Origin of the sequence: Micromonospora sp. NPDC000121, assembly GCF_042899165.1 — a bacterium.
GTDB lineage: Bacteria > Actinomycetota > Actinomycetes > Mycobacteriales > Micromonosporaceae > Micromonospora.
Genome location: NZ_JBIAZP010000001.1, coordinates 805,878 through 823,630, shown reverse-complemented (window position 1 = coordinate 823,630; position 17,753 = coordinate 805,878). Strand labels below are relative to the sequence as shown.

Here is a 17,753-nt window from a genome sequence, read left to right as displayed (position 1 = left end):
CCCGCCGGGCGGCTCACCGACGCTCTCCGGCACCGGTGCCGGCCGGTACGACCGGCACGCCTCGCGCCTCCTCGCGGCCGGCCTCTTCCGGACCGGCCGGGGTTCCAGGGGCGGGTCCCTCCCCACGGCCCGCCCGCGCCCCCGACGCCGCGGGAACCGGCTCCTCCGCCGGCTCGCCGACGGGCGGCGTGAGCCCGGTCTCCGGCCCGGGCAGGCCGGTCGCGGGCCGGGGCAGGCCGGCGCCGGACGTGGGCAGCCCGGTCGCGGGCGCGGGCCCTGCGCCCGGTGCGTCGACGCGCGGCGGGGTGTTGGTCGCCGCGACCACGGCCGCCGCGTCCGCGCCCACCACCATCCTCGGCGCGCCGTACGCCGGCGACCTCCCCGCGTCGGCGGGCGCAGGTGCGGGCGCCGGCCGGTCGGCGGCAGCGCGCCGGGGCCGGGGCGGGGTCGGCTCGGCCCCGCTCGGCAGGTCGAGGGTGGCCTCGGCGCCCATCCGGCGGCGCAACGTGCCCAGGGCCCGCGAGGTCTGGCTCTTGACGGTGCCCGGGGAGATGTTGAGCAGGGCGGCGGTCTGTGCCTCGGACATGTCCTCGTAGTAGCGCAGCACGAGCACCGCCCGCTGCCGGGTCGGCAGCGCGCTCAGGTGGCGCCAGAGCAGGTCACGGTCGAGCTGATGCTCGATCTCGTCGACCGCGGCGCGCTCCGGCAGCACCTCGGTGGGGCGTTCACCGTGCCAGCGTCGCCGCCACCAGCTCGTCGAGGTGTTGACCATGACCCGGCGGGCGTACGGCTCGATCGCCTCGATCCCGCCGAGCCGCTTCCAGGCCAGGTAGGTCTTGGTCAGCGCGGTCTGCAGCAGGTCCTCCGCGGTGGCCCAGTCCCCGCTGAGCAGGTAGGCGGTGCGCAGGAGTGCGCCGGAGCGGGCCGCGACGAAGTCGCGGAACTCCTCCTCCAAGGGATCCCTGCTCGCCATCAGCCACCTCCGCGCCCCGCTTCCCTGGCAGGTTGCCACGGCCGGGCAGGTCGGGTCGACGGCGAATGGTGCGCAGTTCCTCCGATGTTCGGACGAAAAGTTTCACGCCCCGTCGTCGGCCTTGGCCTCGTCGGCCTCCTTGCCCAGCCGCGCCTCGACCGCCTGCGGCTCGTACATCTCCTCGACGACGCGCAGGTAGAGCTCGTTCGGGTTGGGCAGGTTCTTGATCTCGCGGAGCGCCTGCTCCTGACCGGCGGACTCCAGCACGAACGTGCCGTAGTTGAGCGCCCGGCCGGTCGGGGTCTGTTCGTACTTCATGTCGGTGACCCGGACCAGCGGCATCATCGCGACCCGCCGGGTGATGATGCCGTTGACCACCATCACCCGCTTGTTGGTCAGGATGAAGCGGTCGTACCACCAGTCGGCGACCTTCCACGCCACCCAGCCCATCACCGCGAACCAGAGCAGCACGGCAATCGTGGTGAGCGCGCCCACGTCCTGCCCGGCGAGGAAGCCGGACAGGTAGCCGAGCACGAACGTCGCGGCGATGCCGACCAGCAGCGGGGTGGAGAGGTGGATCCAGTGTCGCTTCCACTCGCCCCGGTAGCGCTCGGTCGGGAAGAGGTAGCGCGCGACCAGCGAACTGGGCTCGTCCTCCAGCGGCAGCACCCGGCGCGGGGCCATGCCGGCGGCGTCGGCCCGCAGGCCGGCCAGCTCGTCCTCCGAGATCTGCGGAGGCTGGTAGCCGGCCTCCGGGTCGCGGATCCAGGCCCGACCGGAGCGGCCCTCCCCGGCGTACGCCGGGCCGTCGCCGAAGCCGGCGTCGTCCGAAAGGGACGGGCCGTCGCCGAGACCCGGGCCGGTGCCGTAGCCCGGCCCGTCGTCGGGCCCGAGCCGGGGGATCGGCTCCGTGTCTCGCTCCCGGCGCTCCCGGTCGGGGTCGTCGGGGTCGAAGGGTGGACCGGAGGGGTTTCCCATCGGCGGCTAGGCGACGAGGCTGGTGAAGAAGTCGCCGAAGCCCTGTGCGATGTCCATGATGCCGCCGCCCAGGGACTTGAACACGTCCGCGGCGGAATTTGGCCGGTAGGCGACAAAGAAGATCAAGAATGCGATTCCGGCCCAGGTGAGGACCTTCTTGACCATGGCGGGCCATCCTCTCGCGCGGCGCCGGGTCCCATTACCGCAGCGGCACCCAGAGTATCAGTGTGGTGTCGTACAGTGAATATCTGCGTCCGTTCTCCGTCATTCCGGGAGGGATGTCAAGCCTTCCCGTGCAGATACGGAGACGGTGCGCCGTACACGAGCTCGGGCGGTGTCCACTCGGTAAGGTCGTGCAGCACGACTTCTTCCGCGAGCAGGTGACCCGCACTCGCCGGCCAGGCTATCGCATGGAGCCACAAACCCCGAGCCTCGCCGGCGTACGCGCTTCGATCCGTAGGCGAGTTCACAAGCCACAGTGGAGTCGGATGACCGGCCACCTTGATCCTGGCCTGCCCGACGTGCTCCGGGTGGCCGGGCCCGGGATCGGTCAACGCCTCGGCCAGTTCCGGGCCCGGGTCCGGGCCGATCATCCCGGCGAGCCGCGTGCCCAGGCCGACGCCCGGCTCCTCCGCCACGAAGACCAGGTCGGCGGGGCCCCCGCCGAGCGGTGCGGGCCCGGCGCAGGCGACCGCGGTGGCGCGCACGCCGGTCCGGTCGTCCCCGGCGTACGCCAACCCGGTCATGGTCCACCCCGGCGGCAGCGGCCACGGGCACCACAGCGGCGTCACCGGCCGGCGCGGCGGGTCGGCGGCGGCGGTGATGCGGTCCACCACGCTGGCGACGATCTCCGCGCCGATGTGCTCGGGCACGTGCAGTGGGGGAACCGGACCGCAGTCCAGGCAGCGCGATTCGGTGTGCATCAGGTCGGGCGCCCGCACGGGCCCGCCACATCTCGGACAACTCACCGCGACACTCACCTTCCCACCGTCACCCCGCGCCGCCGCCCCGTCAAGCGGAGCGCCGGTTTCGGTGCCGCCGGCGGGTGAAGGGAACGACCCGCTCAGGCGGGCGGCGGGCCGGCGTACGCGCGGATCCAGGCGTGCATCGCGATGCCGCTGGCCACGCCCGCGTTGATCGACCGGGTGGAGCCGTACTGGGCGATGGAGAAGAGCTGGTCGCAGGCGGCGCGGGCCGGGTCGGACAGGCCGGGCCCCTCCTGCCCGAAGAGCAGCACGCAGCGCCGCGGCAGGGTGCTGGTCTCCAGCGGGCGCGACCCGGGCAGGTTGTCGATGCCGACGACCGGCAACTCCCGCCCGGCCGCCCAGGCGACGAACTCCTCGATGGTCTCGTGGTGCCGCACGTGCTGGTAGCGGTCGGTCACCATGGCACCGCGCCGGTTCCACCGCCGGCGGCCGACGATGTGCACCTCGGCGGCGAGGAAGGCGTTGGCGTTGCGGACGACCGTGCCGATGTTGAAGTCGTGCTGCCAGTTCTCGATCGCCACGTGGAAGTCGTGCCGGCGCCGGTCCAGGTCGGCCACCACGGCCTCGCGCCGCCAGTAGCGGTACCGGTCGACCACGTTGCGCCGGTCGCCCTCGGCGAGCAGCTCGGGGTCGTACCGCGGGTCGTCCGGCGGGTCCCCCGGCCACGGTCCCACGCCGACGTCGAGCTGGTCTCCGGTCACGGTCACGCAGGGTACGGCCCACGGACCCCGCGCCGAGCCGCGCCCCCGACGGCGGGCCGGCCCGGCAGCGGCTCAGCCCAGGCCCAGCGCGTCGCCGAGCCGGTCGAGGAAGCGGCGGTCGGCGGGCGCCGGCGGCAGCGCCTCGGCCCCGGGCGTCGTCGCCCGGCAGACCCGGGCCGCCACGGACTGCACCCACTGCCGGTACGCCGCCGAGTCGGCGGGATCGGCCCGCCGCAGCACCCGGGTCGCCGCGCGGCAGGCGGCGAGCAGGTCCACCACATCGATGAGTCGGTCGACCGACGGGGACGCCCCGTCGTGGCGGGCGTAGATGGCGGCGACCACCGCGCGTACGAGATCGCTGTCGAAGGCCCGACCTGCCGCGACCGCGTCCAGGCCGGCGAGCCCGGCGGCGACCCCCCGGCGGGGCCGGCCGGGGGCGGGCGCGGCGGCGGCCACGATCACCCGGCCGGGCAGGCTGGTCAGCAGGTCCCACTCGGCGGCGGAGTAGACGGCGGTGGTCAGCGGTGCGGCGCGGCGGCCGGCAGAGGGCGGCTCTCCGGCGACGGAGTGGCTCATGGGGACCTCCGGCGCCAGCATATGCCCCGGAAGAAGAAATGGGCCCCTTCCACCCGAACCCGACGGGAAGGGGCCGTCGACGTCAGCGCGGCTCGGGGAAGCTCGGCCGCTCCGGGTCCACGCCCTCGGGCACGGTCGTGGCCGCGTACTCCTTCTTGGGGACCATCACCCGGCGGCGGAAGACGCAGACCATGGTGCCGTCCTGGTTGTAGCCCCGGGTCTCCACCGAGACCACGCCCCGGTCGGGCTTGGAGGACGACTCGCGCTTGTCCAGCACGGTGGTCTCGCCGTAGATCGTGTCGCCGTGGAAGGTCGGCGCCACGTGCCGCAGCGACTCGACCTCGAGGTTCGCGATCGCCTTGCCGCTGACGTCCGGCACCGACATGCCCAGCAGCAGGGAGTAGATGTAGTTGCCGACCACCACGTTGCGCTTGAACTGGCTCGCGGACTCGGCGTAGTGCGCGTCCAGGTGCAGCGGGTGGTGGTTCATGGTGAGCAGGCAGAAGAGGTGGTCGTCGTACTCGGTGACCGTCTTGCCGGGCCAGTGCCGGTAGACCGCGCCGACCTCGAACTCCTCGTAGTAGCGGCCGAACTGCATCCTTGTCCCCTTCGACGGACGGCGATGGAGTTCGGCACAGCATGCCTTATGGAGTGTTAAGGCGAGGAGCAGGGCGGGGGCCGCATGGAAATGTCACACCGGCACCACCGGGGGGAGACGCAATGAGCGGCGGGGCCCTCCCCGGCACCCGCCGCCCACGCTCTGATGCGGAAGATTCTGCCGTATGACAACGAGGGCCGAACAGAGACAGAGGTCACATTTATCTTTTCGTAACACTACTCTGCGTCATCGCGGTGGAGGTCCTCGGCGATCTCCGCACACCGGATAGGCGCTTGTCAACCGCCAGATTGCTGAATTGCGCCGATCCATTGAGTCGATCTTTATGGAAGCGCTCCCATCACCACTGGTCACGCAAATGCGTCGTGCACTTGCGATCCACACCTGGCCGGCAAAGCCGCCTCCCTCGATGGGAGCGGGACCGCCACCACGGGCCGCCGGCGCGCGTTTCGGCACGCAACTGCCGGGAATTCCACGCGGTACGCCCTGGTTCCACCAGACGTAGCTATTCCGCGCCGATCGGAGACTTTCATGGCAACCGTAGAGCTGACCACGGCAAACTTCGACGAGGTGGCCGGCCGCGACGGCATCGTGCTCGTCGACTTCTGGGCCGAGTGGTGCGGCCCGTGCAAGCGGTTCGCCCCGGTCTACGAGCGCTCCTCGGAGAAGCACCCCGACATCGTCTTCGGCAAGGTCGACACCGAGGCGCAGCAGGAGCTGGGTGCCAAGTTCGACATCCGCTCCATCCCGACCATCATGGCGATCCGCGACGGCGTCATCGTCTTCGCCCAGCCGGGCGCCCTCCCCGAGTCCGCCCTGGAGAACCTGATCGAGCAGGTCCAGGCGCTCAACATGGACGACGTCCGGCAGAAGCTGGCCGGTCACCAGCACTGAGCCGACCCGCTCCACGACGGCCGGGCCCCACGGGCCCGGCCGTCGTCGCGTCCGCGACCCCGTCCACCCGGGCGGCGACAAGTGGCCGTCGGAGGGAGCCCGGAGCGGGCGGTACATCCCGTATCGTCACGACCCGATGGAGACCTTGACCAGCCGTGGACGCGCGATCCGGCTCGCCGCCACCGCCCTCGGCCTGGCCGTCCTGCTCGCCGGCACCGTCTGGGGCACCGACGACCACTTCCCGTTCGGCCCGTTCCGGATGTACTCGACCTCCAACCCGCCGAACTCCCCCGCCCCGGACACCCGGGTCGAGGGCGTCGACAGCACCGGCGCGGTCGTCGACCTGGGCGAACGCGCCACCGGCATCCGCCGGGCCGAGATCGAGGGACAGCAGGACCGCTACGCCGCCGACCCCGAACTGCTCACCGAGGTCGCCGACGCGTACGCCGAACGCCACCCCGACGCGGCCGAGCTGGTGGAGGTCCGCATCGTGATCCGCTGGCACGGCATCCGCGACGGCCGGCCCACCGGCCGCTGGACCGACGAGACGGTGGTCTCCTGGAAGGCGGGCCGATGAGCCGCTGGCTGACCGAGCCGGTGCCCCGCGGCCGGGTGGCCGCCTTCCGGACGCTGATCTACCTCTTCGTCGCCGCCGACCTGGTCGTGTTCACCCCGTGGATCCGCACCCGGGTCGCCGTGCCCGGGGAGCTGTACCAGCCGCTGCTCGTCGGGCGGGTGCTGCCGCTGCCCACGCCCACCCCGGCGGTGGTCGCCGTGATCTTCTGGGCCCTGCTGGCGCTCGCCCTGCTCGCCGCGACCGGCCGGGCACCCCGGCTGCTCGGCTGGACCGTCTTCGCGCTCTACTTCGAGTGGATGATCGTCGCGATGAGCTACGGCAAGGTCGACCACGACCGGTTCGGCCTGCTCGTCGCGCTGGCGGTGCTGCCCACCGCCGGCCGGGCCCGGCACGGCGACACCGCCCGCACCGAGGCCGGCGGCTGGGCCCTGCGGGTCACCCAGATCGCCGTCATCTGCACGTACTTCCTGGCCGCCTGGGCCAAGCTGCGCTTCGGCGGGCTGGACTGGCTGACCGGATCGGTGCTGGCCCGGGCGATCCTCCGGCGCGGCACCGAACTCGCCGACCTGATCGCCTCGGTGCCGTACCTGCTGATCGTGGCGCAGTTCGGCATCGTCGCGTTCGAGCTGCTCAGCCCGGTGGTGTTCCTGCTCCGGGAACGCTGGCGGCTGGCGACGGTGGGCTTCTTCTACTCGTTCCACCTGGTCACCATCGCGACCATCACCATCTCGTTCGCCCCGCACCTCGCCGCGATGACCAGCTTCCTGCCGCTGGAACGGGTCCGGCCGATCGTCTGGGCGCGCCGGCTGCTCGCGCGCCGGGACGGCGGACGGCCCGTCGAAACGGGCGGCCCCGCGCCGTCACTCGCCGGTCAGGCGTCCGCGGCCGGGCGACCGGACGGGCCGTAGAGGCGCTCCCGCGCCTCCTCGGGCAGCGCGCACGCGGCCGTACCGCCAGGGAGCCGGTGCCGGTTTCGGGCGACCCAGCGGTACGCGGGCCAGGCGGCGGCGCGTACCGGCGGGAACCGGAGGCCGGCGCCGGCCACCCGCCAGAGCGCGCCGCTGTCGCCGAGCAGCTTCGCGATCGCGTCGGGGCCGGCCGCGCGGGAGCCGTCCGCGCCGACCCACTGCACCGCCTCCTCGCACTCCGCCTCGGTCAGGCCGAGCGCGTCGAGGTCGGCGAACTGCCACGGCACCACGTGCACGCCCGTGGGGATCCGCCGGTCGATGAACTCGGCGCACCGGGTGCAGAACGCGCAGTCCCCGTCGTAGACGAACGTCGACCTCTCCATGCCTCCATCCTCCACCCGCCGGACCCCGGCCGGACGCCGAGGTGGGCGGGAACACGGCGGGTCGCTTGCGCTCGGCTCGTACGCGTGTTCGAATGAAGGCCATGCGCTGGGACAACCTCTCCGCTCCCCCGGACGAGGGGGTCCCCGATCGGGCAGCGCCAGCGACGCCACCCCTGCCGCTGGCGCTGCCCGGCGCGGTCGCCCGCACCTTCGACACCCCGGGCTTCGCCGGCATGACGTTCTACGAGATCCGGGCCAAGTCGATCATCAACAGGGTGCCCGGCACGTCCCGCGTCCCCTTCCAGTGGACGATCAACCCGTACCGGGGCTGCAGCCATGCGTGCCGCTACTGCTTTGCGAGAAATACTCACACCTATCTCGACCTCGACGCCGGTGCGGATTTCGACCGGAAGGTGATCGTCAAGGTCAACGCGGGTGAGCTAGTGCGGCGGGAGCTGGCCGCGCCGCGCTGGCGGGGCGCGCACGTCGCGATGGGCACCAACGTGGACTGCTACCAGCGGGCCGAGGGGCGCTACCAGCTCATGCCACAGATCATCGCCGCGCTGCGCGACTTCGCCAACCCGTTCTCCATCCTCACCAAGGGCACACTGATCCTGCGGGACCTGCCGCTGCTGCGCCAGGCCGCCGAGGTGACCCGGGTCGGCGTCTCCTTCTCGGTGGGCTTCGTCGACGAGCGGCTGTGGCGCGCGGTCGAGCCGGGCACGCCCAGCCCGCAGCGCCGCCTGGACGCCGTCAAGGCCCTGGCCGACGCCGGCTTCGACGTCGGGGTGCTGATGGCGCCGATCCTGCCCGGGCTCAGCGACGACGAGGAGTCGATCGACGCGACGGTGGCGGCGATCGCGGCGGCCGGGGCGACCAGCGTGACGCCGCTGGCGCTGCACCTGCGGCCCGGGGCCCGCGAGTGGTACGCGCGCTGGCTCGGCCACGAGTTTCCCCACCTGGTCCCCCGCTACCGCGAGCTCTACCGCTCCGGCGCGTACGTCCCGCAGTCCTACCAACGGGAGGTGACGGCGCGGGTGCGGATCGCGTCCCGCCGGCACGGGCTGCACCGGGGCGAGCGCGGGGACAACCGCCGCCTGCCCGACCCGACGCCCGCACCGCCGGCCGCCGAGCAGCTCAGTCTGCTGTAGACGCCGACGGGCTACGCCGCGCGCTCGGGGGCGGCGGCTGAGCGGCGGGGTTAGAGTCGGCGGGTGCGCTCCGCTCAGCAGATCCTCGCCGACTCCGCCGTGATCGCCGTCGTGGGCGCGTCCCGCGACCCCCGCAAGGCCGCGCACAGCGTGCCGTTGCAGATGCAGCGGTACGGCTGGCGGATCATCCCGGTCAATCCGACCGCCGACGAACTGTTCGGCGAGCGGGTCTACCGGTCCCTGGCCGACATCCCGCACCCCGTCGACCTGGTCGACGTGTTCCGGCCGGCGCGGGACGCGGTCGAGGTGGTCCGCGAGGCGGTGGCGATCGGCGCCCCGGCGGTCTGGCTTCAGCTCGGCATCGTCTCGCCCGAGGCGCGCCGCATCGCCACGGAGGCGGGCATCGACTACGTGGAGGACCGCTGCCTGGTCGTGGAGCGCGCCGCCGCCGGCCTGACCCGGCTGGGCTGAGCGGGCGTACGGCCGGGCGGCGGGCTTCCGCACAGGGTGCAGCCGAGCTCGACGGATGGCCGAGGAGTAGACGACCGACTCCGGGGAGCGGGGCGAGGAGAACTACCGCTTCGCACTGACTCGCGCTGTCGAGCTGATGTCGTAGACGATTCACGCTCGCGCCACCGGGCGGCGTGCAGGGTGACGCCGTTCCAGGCGAACGGCAGCAGTGATGTCGTAGACGACTCAGCTCGACAGGGGCCGACCGGCGGCACCGGCAGTGGACCGGCGCCGCCGACGCGACGGAGCCCTCAGCCTCAGAGCTTGTACTCCTTGAGCAGGCCGCGGGAGATGATGGTCTTCTGGATCTCCGAGGTGCCCTCGCCGATGAGCAGGAACGGGGCCTCCCGCATCAGCCGCTCGATCTCGTACTCCTTGGAGTAGCCGTAGCCGCCGTGGATGCGGAACGCCTCCTGGACGACCTCGGCGCAGTATTCCGAGGCGAGCAGCTTGGCCATGCCGGCCTCGACGTCGTTGCGCTGGCCGGCGTCCTTGAGGCGGGCGGCGTTGACCATGAGGGCGTGCGCGGCCTCGATCTTGGTGCCCATCTCGGCGAGCTTGAAGGCGACCGCCTGGTGCTTGGCGAGCGGCTGGCCGAAGGTGCGGCGCTGCTGGGCGTACGCGACGGCCAACTCGAACGCGCGGATGGAGATGCCGCAGGCGCGGGCGGCGACGTTGACCCGGCCGACCTCGATGCCGTCCATCATCTGGTAGAAGCCGCGGCCGACCTTCTCCGCGCCGCCGAGGACGGCGGTCTCGGGGACGGTGACCCCGTCGAGCACCATCTCGGTGGTCTCGACGCCCTTGTAGCCCATCTTGTCGATCTTGCCGGGGATGGTCAGGCCGGGCGCGGTCTCGCCGAAGCCGGGCTCCTTCTCCAGCAGGAAGGTGCTCATGTTGCCGTAGACCGAGTCCGCGCCGGTGTCGGTCTTGACCAGGGTCGCCACGACCGACGAGTACGCCCCGTTGGTCAGCCACATCTTCTGGCCGTTGATGACGAACCGGTCGCCCTCACGGACGGCCCTCGACTTGATCGCCGAGACGTCGGAGCCGCACTCCGGCTCGGACATCGAGAACGCGCCCCGCACCTCGCCGGTGGCCATCCTCGGCAGCAGCCGGGCCTTCTGCTCAACGGAGCCGTGCTGGGAGATCAGGTAGGCCACGATAAAGTGGGTGTTGACGATGCCGGAGATCGACATCCAGCCCCGCGACAGCTCCTCGACCACCAGGGCGTAGGTCAGCAGGGACTCGCCGAGCCCGCCGTACTCCTCGTCGATGGTGAGGCCGAAGAGGCCCATCTCGCGCATCCCGTCGAGGATGTCGGTCGGATACTCGTCGGCGTGCTCCAGCCGCTGCGCGTGCGGGATGATCTCCTTGTCGGCGAACTCCCGGACGGTCTCAAGGATCGACCGCTGCACATCGGTCAGGCCGGGCGTCTGGGCGAGTCGGGCCATCTCAGCCTCCGGGGGTCGGCGCCTTACTCATGGGTAACTGAACGCTCGGTCAGTATCAGCCGCCTGGCGGGCGAGGCCAAGGTGACCAGTCCACACAACCGCTGTGAAAAGGTTCACCGCTGGGGTAGCGTCCGGCAAGAGGGGACGTGATCCGCCACCGGCAGGAGGAGACCGTGAGCCAGCCACCGCCGCCGGGCCCGCCCGATCCGGACCGGCCGCCGTCGCCCTGGGAGCCCTCGCCGGGCCACGACCCGTCGCGGTCCGAACCAGCGCCGTACGGCCCGCCCTCCCACGAGCAGCCGCCGTACGGGCAGCCGCCCGCCTACGAGCAGCCGTCCTACGGCCCGCCCTCCCACGAGCAGCCGGCGTACGGGCAGCCCTCCTACGAGCAGCCCGGCGAGCCGCCGCACGGCCAGCAGTGGGCGCACCAGCCCCCGTACACCCCGCAGGTGCCCTACGGGCAGTACGGCCCGCCGTCCGGTCCCCGGCCCGGCGGCACGAACGTGCTGGCCATCCTGTCGCTGGTGCTCGCGTTCGTGTTCGCCCCGGCCGGCATCGTGCTCGGGCACCTGGCCAAGCGGCAGATCCGCAGCACGGGCGAGGAGGGCGACCAGCTCGCCACCTGGGGCCTCGTCCTCAGCTACGTCTTCACCGGGCTGGGCCTGCTCGCCTGCTGCGGCTGGATCGCCCTGGTCGTCGCCGCCGGCGACAGCGGCACCACCTACTGACGCCCGCCGTCCGCCCGGCTCACCGGAACTGCGCCTCGCGGACGCTGTTGCCACCGTCCACCACCAGCATCTGCCCGGTGATGTACGACGCGGCCGGCGAGCAGAGGAAGGTGATCGCGGCGGCCACCTCGTCCGGCGTGCCGGGGCGGCCGACCGGGGTGCCGAGGCCCTGCTTGATCTCGGCGACTGTCGAGGCCGCGGTGTGGATGGTGCCCGGGGCGACCGAGTTGACGGTCACCCCGTCGGCGATCATCTCCATCGCCAGCGCCCGGGTGAGCCCGACCACGCCCGCCTTGGCCGCCGCGTACGCCGCCTCGGTCGGCAGGGCGTTGACCGGGCCGGCGGTGGCCGCGAGGTTGACGATCCGGCCCCAGCCCCGCTCCGCCATGCCGCCGATGAAGGCCCGGCTGCACAGGAACGCGGTGGTGAGGTTCCGGTCGATCTCGCCGCGCCACTCGTCGTAGCTGAGCTGCGCGACCGGACGCAGCACCTCGGGGCTCGCCCGGCTGGCCAGCCCGGCGTTGTTGACCAGCACCTCCACGTCGCCGAGCTGCTCGGTGACCGCGTCGGCGAGCGCCCCGACCTCCGACTCGTCCGTGAGGTCGGCGACGAAACCGGTCACGCCCAACTCGCTGGCCCGCTCGTGGATGCGTCGGGTGGTGGAGACGATGGCCACCCGGGCGCCGAGGTCGGTCAGCCGGCGCGCCGTCGCGTACCCGATGCCGTCCGGGCTGCCCGCCCCGGTGACCAGGGCGACCTTCCCGTCGAGCCGCATCGTCACCGGGTCCGGCAGCGGCGCCGGCTCGTCGGTGCCGGCCGGGCTCGCCGGGGCGGCGGCCCGGGTGCGCCGGGCCAGGCCGGGGCGGCTCACGTCCCGTCTCGGTCGGCTTCCGGAGCGGTCCGCGGCTCGCGCGTCAATCACCATGGTCAGGATCCTGCCCGCTTCCCAGGGCCCGGGCAACGCGGCACACCAGGTGGCGACCCCCCAGGGTTTGCGCCGGCGTGACTACCCTGGCGGGCGCACCCGCACCCAACGGAGTAGACGCATGACATATCCCCCGCCGTCCGGCGGCTGGAACGACCCGGCGTGGTCGGGCCAGCAGTCGAGCCCGCCCGCCGACCCGGTGATCGGCCAGCCCATTCCCACCCAACCCACCGGCGACCCGTACGCCCCGGCGGACCCGTACGCGGGCGGCGACCCGTACGCCGGCACGCAGCCGGCGGCCCAGCCGGCGCCCGCCGGATACCCGCCGCCGGCCTACCCGGCGTACGGCTACGGCGCGCCGCAGAAGACCAACGGCATGGCGATCGCCGCCCTGGTGCTCTCCCTGGTCGGCTTCACGTCCTGCATCACCGCGCCGGTCGGCGCGATCCTCGGTCACGTCGCGGCCAAGCAGATCCGGCAGACCGGCGAGGGCGGCGAGGGCATGGCGAAGGCCGCCATCATCATCGGCTGGATCCTCACCGGCCTGCTCGTGCTGCTGATCCTCTTCTACGTGGGGATCATCGTGCTGGCGATCACCCAGGGCAGCTCGAGCAGCAGTTACTGAAGCAACGTGCCGCCCCGGCGCGGGCCGGGGCGGCACGGGCCGTACGGCGCGGCCTCACTCCGCCGGCGGGGTGAAGGTCGAGGTGCGGCTCATCCCGGCCGCCCGGCCCTTCGCCGCGATGACCAGCGCCATCTTGCGCGACGCCTCGTCGATCATCTCGTCGCCGAGCATCACGGCGCCGAGCCTGCCGCCCGCCTCCGAGGTGTAGTGCTCGTACGCGTCGAGGATCAGCTCGGCGTGGTCGTAGTCGGCCTGGGCCGGCGAGTAGACCTCGTTCGCGGCGTCGATCTGGCCCGGGTGCAGCACCCACTTGCCGTCGAAGCCGAGCGCCGCCGAGCGCTTGGCCACCTCGCGGAACGCGTCCACGTCGCGGATCTGCAGGAACGGGCCGTCGATGGCCTGCTTGTCGTGCATCCGCGCGGCCATCAGGATGCGCATGAGGATGTAGTGGTAGGGGTCGCCCGGGTAGTCCGGGATGAGGGCGCCGACCACCAGGGACTTCATGTTGATCGAGGCCATGAAGTCGGCCGGGCCGAAGATGATGGTCTCGACCCGGGGCGAGGCGGCGGCGATGGCGTCCACGTTGACCAGGCCGGCGGCGTTCTCGATCTGCGCCTCGATGCCGATCCGGCCGACCTCCAGGCCGAGCGTCTTCTCCAGTTGGGTCAGCGTCATGTCGAGCCACTGCACCTGGGCCGCGTTCTGCACCTTCGGCAGCATGACGCAGTCGAGGTTCGCGCCGGCCCCCTCGACCACGTCGATGACGTCACGGTAGGTCCAGGGGGTGGTCAGGTCGTTGACGCGGACGACCCGGGTCTTGCCCGACCAGTCGCCCTCGTTGAGCGCCGCGACGATGTTCTTCCGGGCGTCGGGCTTGGCCAGCGGGGCGACCGCGTCCTCCAGGTCGAGGAAGACCTGGTCGGCGGGGAGACCCTGGGCCTTGCCGAGCATCTTGACGCTGGAGCCGGGTACCGCGAGGCAGGACCGGCGGGGGCGACCGACTGCGGCCATGGATGCGCTCCTTCCAGCGTGCGGCGGGCACGCCGACGCCACCTGACGAGAAAGGCGAGAACTTAACGATCCCAAAGGGCGTTGTGACGCCACGGTAACCTCGTGCCGTGACCGGGGTGAATGGACCTGTGGAAGATTTCACTGGGCGTCGGCTGGTGGTGGTGACCGGGGCCAGCTCGGGCATCGGCCTGGCAGCCGCCGTGGACCTGGCGCGCCGCGGTGACCAGGTGGTACTGGTCGGCCGGGACCCGGCCCGGCTCCAGGCCGCAGCGGAGCAGGTGCGGGAGGCGTCGGGCGAACGGCCCGAGTTGTTCCGGGCGGATTTCGCGGTGCTGGACGACGTCCGCCGGCTGGCCGAGAAGCTGCGGGCCGCGTACGACCGGATCGACGTGCTGGCCAACAACGCCGGCGCGATCGTGCTCCAGCCGCTCACCACCGTCGACGGCTTCGAGCTGTCCATCCAGGCGAACCACCTGGCCCCGTTCCTGCTCAGCAACCTGTTGCGGGACCGGATCGGCCGGATGGTGGTGACCGCCTCCGGCGCGCACCGCAGCGGCGCGCTCGACCCGGACGACCTGAACGCCCCGCTGCGCCGCTACCGGCCGGTGCAGGCGTACGGCACCAGCAAGCAGGCGAACATCCTGTTCACGGCCGAGGCGGCCCGCCGCTGGCCGGACGTCCCGGCGTACTGCTTCCACCCCGGTGTGGTGCGCACCCGGTTCGGCAACGACAGCCGGCTGGTCGCCCTGGGCATGCGGCTGCTGCCGTTCCGCAGTCCCGAGAAGGGCGCCGAGACGCTGGTCTGGCTCGCCAACCAGGACCCGTCGCGGCTGCGTACCGGCGGCTACTACGCCGACCGGCGGCCGCGCCGGCCGCTGCGCAAGGCGGCCGACCCGCGGCTCGCCGCCCGACTCTGGGCGGCCAGCGCCGAGGCGGTCGGCATCGCGGGATAGCGGTGTCGCCCGTGACCGCCCCGCTGCCATACTCCGCCGCATGACGACGGGGAACGACACCGCCGCGCGGGACGCGCCGGCCGGCGACGGCGACACGCTGCGGGTGCTCGGCGCGGACGAGGAGCTGGCGGCCCGGCTCGACGCCGAGCTGACCGCCTTCAACAACCGGGCGACCGGCGCGGCCGACGAGGCCGACCTCTCCGTCCGGGTCACCGACGCCGCCGGCGAACTCGTCGCCGGGCTGACCGGCTGGACCTGGGGCGACTGCGCCGGCATCAACATGGTGTGGGTACGCGAGGACCGGCGGTCCGAGGGCTGGGGCGGCCGGCTGCTGCGCGCCGCCGAGGAGGAGGCCCGCCGGCGCGGCTGCACCCAGATGTCGGTCGCCTCGTTCTCGTTCCAGGCGCCCGAGTTCTACCGCCGCAACGGCTACCTCGACACGGGACGTCGGGAGGGCATCCCCGGCGGCCACGTCGACCACCACTTCTGGAAGTCGCTGGTCACCGATCCGGCGGCGGCGTTGCGCGTGGTCGCCCTGGTGGAGCTGCCCGAGGTGGCGGCCGGCCGGCGGTACGAGGACGAGGTGCTGGGCCTGCTCGGGCGGCACGGCGGGCGACTGGAGCGCCGGCTGCGGACCGGCGACGGGCACACGGAGGTGCACCTGATCCGGTTCGACACCCGCGACGGCTACGACGCCTTCCTGGCCGACCCGGAGCGGGTGGCGCTGCGGGCCGCGCTGGGCGACGCGGCCCCGACCGCCCGCGTGCTCGAGGTCCACGAGGTCTGACGCCGGTCCGCCGGGCGGCGGCGCGGCTGGTCGCCCGGCTTGGGCACGCCAGTCCCGTCACCCGCCCGGCGAGGCCGCCGTCGTCGCCGCATCGTCGGGCGGGATCGCCGTCGCCCGGCGCCGCCTCGCCCGCACCAGGACGGATGCAACGGCGACCAGCAGCGCCACGCCGGCCAGACCGAGAGCAACCAGCCAGGGTGGGGGCGGACCGAAGTCGGGTGCACCGGACTTCCGGACCGCACCGTCGACCGCGAGGTCGGCGGCGACCGCGAGCTCGGTGACGCCTGCCGGGGTGCGGAACAGCACCTCTGGTGCGGCGGCACCCCGGCGTAGCAGCACGAGCTGGACGGCCGTGGTGCCCGGCTCGGCGTAGGGGCTCCGGGCGATGTCGTGCTCGTCCGGCCGGTCGACCGCGTCCGGGCCGGGCACGCCCACCAGCGCGACCGCCTCGTCCGCCGACCGCCAGCCGAGCACCTGCACGAAGGTGGCGGAGCGCACCTCCGGGAAGGCGGGGCCGTCGCCCACGGGCCACACCGTCAGGTTGTGGGTCACCAACCGCCAGCTGCGCGGGTAGGACGGCACCGGGCAGTTCTCGCAGGTCGACCGCTCCAGCACGGCCACCCGCCACCCGTTGGGCGACCACGCGCCCGGCCCGGCCAGGCGCCCGCTGCCCATTGGGAGCTTCCGGTACGGCTCGGCGGTGCCGTCGGCGCCCGCGTCGGCGACCCGGGCCAGCCACACCTCGTCACGCACCTGGACGGCGAGCGTGCCCCCGTCCGGCGAGACGGCCGCCCGCCCGGGCGGCACCCAGGCGGTACCGACCGGGACCCGCAGCACGTCGGCCCCACGGTCCCGGTCGTACAGGCCCACGTGGGGGGTGGCGTAGGTGTTCGGCGCGGTGAAGGTGTCCTCGGCCGCATAGGCGAGCCGGTTCCCGTCCGGCGCGAAGGCCAGCGGGTGCCCCGCCGTCCCCGCGCCGTGGCGTTCGCCGGTCGTCAGGTCGAACAGCAGGCCGCCGGCCCAGACGTACCGGCCGTCCGGGGAGAGCAGCGCGTCGAACCCCGGCGTGACCGGGCCGACGTCGAGGCGGCGGTAGCGGTCGGTCTCGGCGGCCACCACGGCCATCCGGTTCTCGTGCCAGTCGCTGCGCACCGCCGGCCCGCCGAACAGCACCGCCGCCGGGCCCGGCGGCGACCCGTCGACGGGCGCGGTGAGCACTCCCGGCGTGACCAGGCGGGTGGGCAGGCCGGGGGTGTCGGGGCGGGAGGCCGCGGGAGCCGGCAGGGCGACCGGGCGCAGCGCGTACCCGACGGAGACGAGCAGCACCAGGACGGCGAGCGCGCCCGCCGCGGCGGCCCGCCGACGCCGGTGCCGGCGCCGCGCCGTGTCGAAGAAATCCGCCCGTACGACGGCGGCCGGCACGCCGTCCGCCAGGCCGCGCAGCGCCGCGCCGAGTCGGACCGTCATCGGTTCACCTCCTGCGGAGTGTGGCCGACCAGCTCGGCCAGCTCGGGGGCGAGGGCGCGCAGCCTGCCGAGGGCGTGCCGCGTCTGGCTCTTGACCGTGCCCACCCGGCAGCCGAGCAGCTCGGCGGTCTCGGCCTCGGTGCGGTCCTCGTAGTAGCGCAGCACCAGCACGGCCCGCTGCCGGACGGTCAGCCGACCCAGCGCCGCCCGCAGCACCAGCCGCAGGTCGGGGTCGTCGGCCGGGCCGGCCCGCTCGGGCAGGGTCGCGCCCAGCCGCTCGGGCGGGCGCGCCCTGCGCCACCGCCACCAGCTGGCCGCCTGCGTGCAGAGCACCCGGCGCAGGTACGCCCCGGGTTCGTCGAGCCGCTCCCAGCGCACGGCGACCCGGGCCAGCGCCACCTGCACCAGGTCCTCGGCGTGGTGCCGGTCGCCGGTCAGCAGGTACGCGAACCGGGTCAACCCCGCCGTCTCGGCGCGTACGAACTCGGCGAAGCCGGCCCGGGCGCGGTCTTCAGTGGTCAAAGGATCGCCCTCCCTACCGGGACAGACGC

General features: G+C 73.3%; 22 protein-coding genes. 9 read left to right on the top strand and 13 right to left on the bottom strand.

Annotated elements, in window-relative coordinates:
* Positions 1–13 precede the first annotated feature (13 nt).
* The 7 genes from ACFY23_RS04035 to ACFY23_RS04005 all read right to left on the bottom strand — a co-directional run bounded on the left by ACFY23_RS04035 (position 14) and on the right by ACFY23_RS04005 (position 4,812).
* A complete protein-coding gene (locus tag ACFY23_RS04035; RefSeq protein ID WP_350678036.1) occupies positions 14–973 on the bottom strand; it encodes a SigE family RNA polymerase sigma factor in 960 nt (319 codons plus the stop codon).
* A gap of 102 nt (positions 974–1,075) precedes the next feature.
* Positions 1,076–1,951: a PH domain-containing protein gene (locus ACFY23_RS04030; RefSeq protein ID WP_350678039.1), complete on the bottom strand. Its 876-nt coding sequence runs from the start codon at positions 1,949–1,951 to the stop codon at positions 1,076–1,078.
* A 6-nt stretch (positions 1,952–1,957) separates the two neighbouring features.
* Entirely contained in the window at positions 1,958–2,116 is a 159-nt protein-coding gene (locus ACFY23_RS04025) for a hypothetical protein (protein WP_007455302.1), read from the bottom strand.
* 116 nt (positions 2,117–2,232) lie between these two features.
* On the bottom strand, positions 2,233–2,919 hold the full coding sequence (locus ACFY23_RS04020; protein WP_387051183.1) for a DUF6758 family protein: 687 nt from the start codon (positions 2,917–2,919) through the stop codon (positions 2,233–2,235).
* Positions 2,920–3,014: 95 nt separating this feature from the next.
* Entirely contained in the window at positions 3,015–3,638 is a 624-nt protein-coding gene (locus ACFY23_RS04015; RefSeq protein WP_350678046.1) for an RNA methyltransferase, read from the bottom strand.
* A 72-nt stretch (positions 3,639–3,710) separates the two neighbouring features.
* A complete protein-coding gene (locus tag ACFY23_RS04010; protein WP_350678049.1) occupies positions 3,711–4,235 on the bottom strand; it encodes a hypothetical protein in 525 nt (174 codons plus the stop codon).
* Between the two features lie 61 nt (positions 4,236–4,296).
* Positions 4,297–4,812 (bottom strand): MaoC family dehydratase, encoded by a 516-nt coding sequence (locus ACFY23_RS04005; protein ID WP_350678051.1) that lies wholly within the window; start codon positions 4,810–4,812, stop codon positions 4,297–4,299.
* Positions 4,813–5,361: 549 nt separating this feature from the next.
* On the opposite strand from ACFY23_RS04005, the gene trxA reads away from it, so the two are divergent.
* The 3 genes from trxA to ACFY23_RS03990 all read left to right on the top strand — a co-directional run bounded on the left by trxA (position 5,362) and on the right by ACFY23_RS03990 (position 7,209).
* Positions 5,362–5,724, top strand: a complete 363-nt coding sequence (gene trxA / locus ACFY23_RS04000; RefSeq protein WP_350678054.1) for a thioredoxin — start codon at positions 5,362–5,364, stop codon at positions 5,722–5,724.
* 136 nt (positions 5,725–5,860) lie between these two features.
* Complete coding sequence (locus ACFY23_RS03995) at positions 5,861–6,301, top strand: hypothetical protein (RefSeq protein ID WP_350678056.1); 441 nt, start codon at positions 5,861–5,863, stop codon at positions 6,299–6,301.
* Entirely contained in the window at positions 6,298–7,209 is a 912-nt protein-coding gene (locus tag ACFY23_RS03990; RefSeq protein ID WP_350678059.1) for an HTTM domain-containing protein, read from the top strand. Before ACFY23_RS03995 ends, ACFY23_RS03990 begins: the two co-directional genes overlap by 4 nt.
* Here the strand turns inward: ACFY23_RS03990 and ACFY23_RS03985 are convergent.
* On the bottom strand, positions 7,173–7,592 hold the full coding sequence (locus ACFY23_RS03985) for a DUF393 domain-containing protein (RefSeq protein ID WP_350678061.1): 420 nt from the start codon (positions 7,590–7,592) through the stop codon (positions 7,173–7,175). The genes ACFY23_RS03990 and ACFY23_RS03985 overlap by 37 nt on opposite strands.
* 101 nt (positions 7,593–7,693) lie before the next feature.
* On the opposite strand from ACFY23_RS03985, the gene ACFY23_RS03980 reads away from it, so the two are divergent.
* Both ACFY23_RS03980 and ACFY23_RS03975 read left to right on the top strand, forming a co-directional pair.
* On the top strand, positions 7,694–8,743 hold the full coding sequence (locus ACFY23_RS03980; protein ID WP_350678148.1) for an Rv2578c family radical SAM protein: 1,050 nt from the start codon (positions 7,694–7,696) through the stop codon (positions 8,741–8,743).
* A gap of 63 nt (positions 8,744–8,806) precedes the next feature.
* Positions 8,807–9,214, top strand: coding sequence for a CoA-binding protein (locus ACFY23_RS03975; protein WP_350678064.1), 408 nt, complete (start codon positions 8,807–8,809; stop codon positions 9,212–9,214).
* A gap of 296 nt (positions 9,215–9,510) precedes the next feature.
* On the opposite strand, the gene ACFY23_RS03970 is transcribed toward ACFY23_RS03975, so the two are convergent.
* Positions 9,511–10,707: an acyl-CoA dehydrogenase family protein gene (locus tag ACFY23_RS03970; protein WP_350678066.1), complete on the bottom strand. Its 1,197-nt coding sequence runs from the start codon at positions 10,705–10,707 to the stop codon at positions 9,511–9,513.
* Positions 10,708–10,880: 173 nt separating this feature from the next.
* Here ACFY23_RS03970 and ACFY23_RS03965 point away from each other — a divergent pair, with 173 nt between their 5' ends.
* Entirely contained in the window at positions 10,881–11,435 is a 555-nt protein-coding gene (locus ACFY23_RS03965; RefSeq protein WP_350678069.1) for a DUF4190 domain-containing protein, read from the top strand.
* 19 nt (positions 11,436–11,454) lie between these two features.
* Here ACFY23_RS03965 and ACFY23_RS03960 read toward each other — a convergent pair whose 3' ends face one another.
* The gene (locus ACFY23_RS03960; protein ID WP_350678074.1) at positions 11,455–12,360 is read right to left on the bottom strand and encodes an SDR family NAD(P)-dependent oxidoreductase; all 906 of its coding nucleotides are present in this window, start codon (positions 12,358–12,360) and stop codon (positions 11,455–11,457) included.
* Between the two features lie 121 nt (positions 12,361–12,481).
* Here ACFY23_RS03960 and ACFY23_RS03955 point away from each other — a divergent pair, with 121 nt between their 5' ends.
* Complete coding sequence (locus ACFY23_RS03955) at positions 12,482–12,985, top strand: DUF4190 domain-containing protein (RefSeq protein ID WP_350678077.1); 504 nt, start codon at positions 12,482–12,484, stop codon at positions 12,983–12,985.
* A 54-nt stretch (positions 12,986–13,039) separates the two neighbouring features.
* Here the strand turns inward: ACFY23_RS03955 and ACFY23_RS03950 are convergent, their stop codons facing one another.
* A complete protein-coding gene (locus ACFY23_RS03950) occupies positions 13,040–13,996 on the bottom strand; it encodes a CoA ester lyase (RefSeq protein ID WP_350678079.1) in 957 nt (318 codons plus the stop codon).
* Positions 13,997–14,124: 128 nt separating this feature from the next.
* Between ACFY23_RS03950 and ACFY23_RS03945 the strand changes: the two genes are divergently transcribed.
* Together ACFY23_RS03945 and ACFY23_RS03940 are read left to right on the top strand one after the other, a co-directional pair.
* On the top strand, positions 14,125–14,949 hold the full coding sequence (locus ACFY23_RS03945; RefSeq protein WP_350678081.1) for an SDR family NAD(P)-dependent oxidoreductase: 825 nt from the start codon (positions 14,125–14,127) through the stop codon (positions 14,947–14,949).
* A gap of 40 nt (positions 14,950–14,989) precedes the next feature.
* Positions 14,990–15,736, top strand: coding sequence for a GNAT family N-acetyltransferase (locus ACFY23_RS03940; protein WP_350678084.1), 747 nt, complete (start codon positions 14,990–14,992; stop codon positions 15,734–15,736).
* A 57-nt stretch (positions 15,737–15,793) separates the two neighbouring features.
* On the opposite strand, the gene ACFY23_RS03935 is transcribed toward ACFY23_RS03940, so the two are convergent.
* Positions 15,794–17,203: a hypothetical protein gene (locus tag ACFY23_RS03935; protein WP_350678086.1), complete on the bottom strand. Its 1,410-nt coding sequence runs from the start codon at positions 17,201–17,203 to the stop codon at positions 15,794–15,796.
* Complete coding sequence (locus ACFY23_RS03930) at positions 17,200–17,724, bottom strand: SigE family RNA polymerase sigma factor (protein WP_350678089.1); 525 nt, start codon at positions 17,722–17,724, stop codon at positions 17,200–17,202. Before ACFY23_RS03930 ends, ACFY23_RS03935 begins: the two co-directional genes overlap by 4 nt.
* Between the last annotated feature and the right edge of the window lie 29 nt (positions 17,725–17,753).

Excerpts from the sequence above, each read along its gene's own strand:
- ACFY23_RS04035 (WP_350678036.1), bottom strand. The coding sequence starts at position 973 with ATGGCGAGCAGGGATCCCTTGGAGGAGGAGTTCCGCGACTTCGTCGCG.
- ACFY23_RS04030 (WP_350678039.1), bottom strand. The coding sequence starts at position 1,951 with ATGGGAAACCCCTCCGGTCCACCCTTCGACCCCGACGACCCCGACCGG.
- ACFY23_RS04025 (WP_007455302.1), bottom strand. The coding sequence starts at position 2,116 with ATGGTCAAGAAGGTCCTCACCTGGGCCGGAATCGCATTCTTGATCTTC.
- ACFY23_RS04010 (WP_350678049.1), bottom strand. The coding sequence starts at position 4,235 with ATGCTGGCGCCGGAGGTCCCCATGAGCCACTCCGTCGCCGGAGAGCCG.
- ACFY23_RS04005 (WP_350678051.1), bottom strand. The coding sequence starts at position 4,812 with ATGCAGTTCGGCCGCTACTACGAGGAGTTCGAGGTCGGCGCGGTCTAC.
- trxA (WP_350678054.1), top strand. The coding sequence starts at position 5,362 with ATGGCAACCGTAGAGCTGACCACGGCAAACTTCGACGAGGTGGCCGGC.
- ACFY23_RS03995 (WP_350678056.1), top strand. The coding sequence starts at position 5,861 with ATGGAGACCTTGACCAGCCGTGGACGCGCGATCCGGCTCGCCGCCACC.
- ACFY23_RS03990 (WP_350678059.1), top strand. The coding sequence starts at position 6,298 with ATGAGCCGCTGGCTGACCGAGCCGGTGCCCCGCGGCCGGGTGGCCGCC.
- ACFY23_RS03985 (WP_350678061.1), bottom strand. The coding sequence starts at position 7,592 with ATGGAGAGGTCGACGTTCGTCTACGACGGGGACTGCGCGTTCTGCACC.
- ACFY23_RS03980 (WP_350678148.1), top strand. The coding sequence starts at position 7,694 with ATGCGCTGGGACAACCTCTCCGCTCCCCCGGACGAGGGGGTCCCCGAT.
- ACFY23_RS03970 (WP_350678066.1), bottom strand. The coding sequence starts at position 10,707 with ATGGCCCGACTCGCCCAGACGCCCGGCCTGACCGATGTGCAGCGGTCG.
- ACFY23_RS03960 (WP_350678074.1), bottom strand. The coding sequence starts at position 12,360 with ATGGTGATTGACGCGCGAGCCGCGGACCGCTCCGGAAGCCGACCGAGA.
- ACFY23_RS03955 (WP_350678077.1), top strand. The coding sequence starts at position 12,482 with ATGACATATCCCCCGCCGTCCGGCGGCTGGAACGACCCGGCGTGGTCG.
- ACFY23_RS03950 (WP_350678079.1), bottom strand. The coding sequence starts at position 13,996 with ATGGCCGCAGTCGGTCGCCCCCGCCGGTCCTGCCTCGCGGTACCCGGC.
- ACFY23_RS03940 (WP_350678084.1), top strand. The coding sequence starts at position 14,990 with ATGACGACGGGGAACGACACCGCCGCGCGGGACGCGCCGGCCGGCGAC.
- ACFY23_RS03935 (WP_350678086.1), bottom strand. The coding sequence starts at position 17,203 with ATGACGGTCCGACTCGGCGCGGCGCTGCGCGGCCTGGCGGACGGCGTG.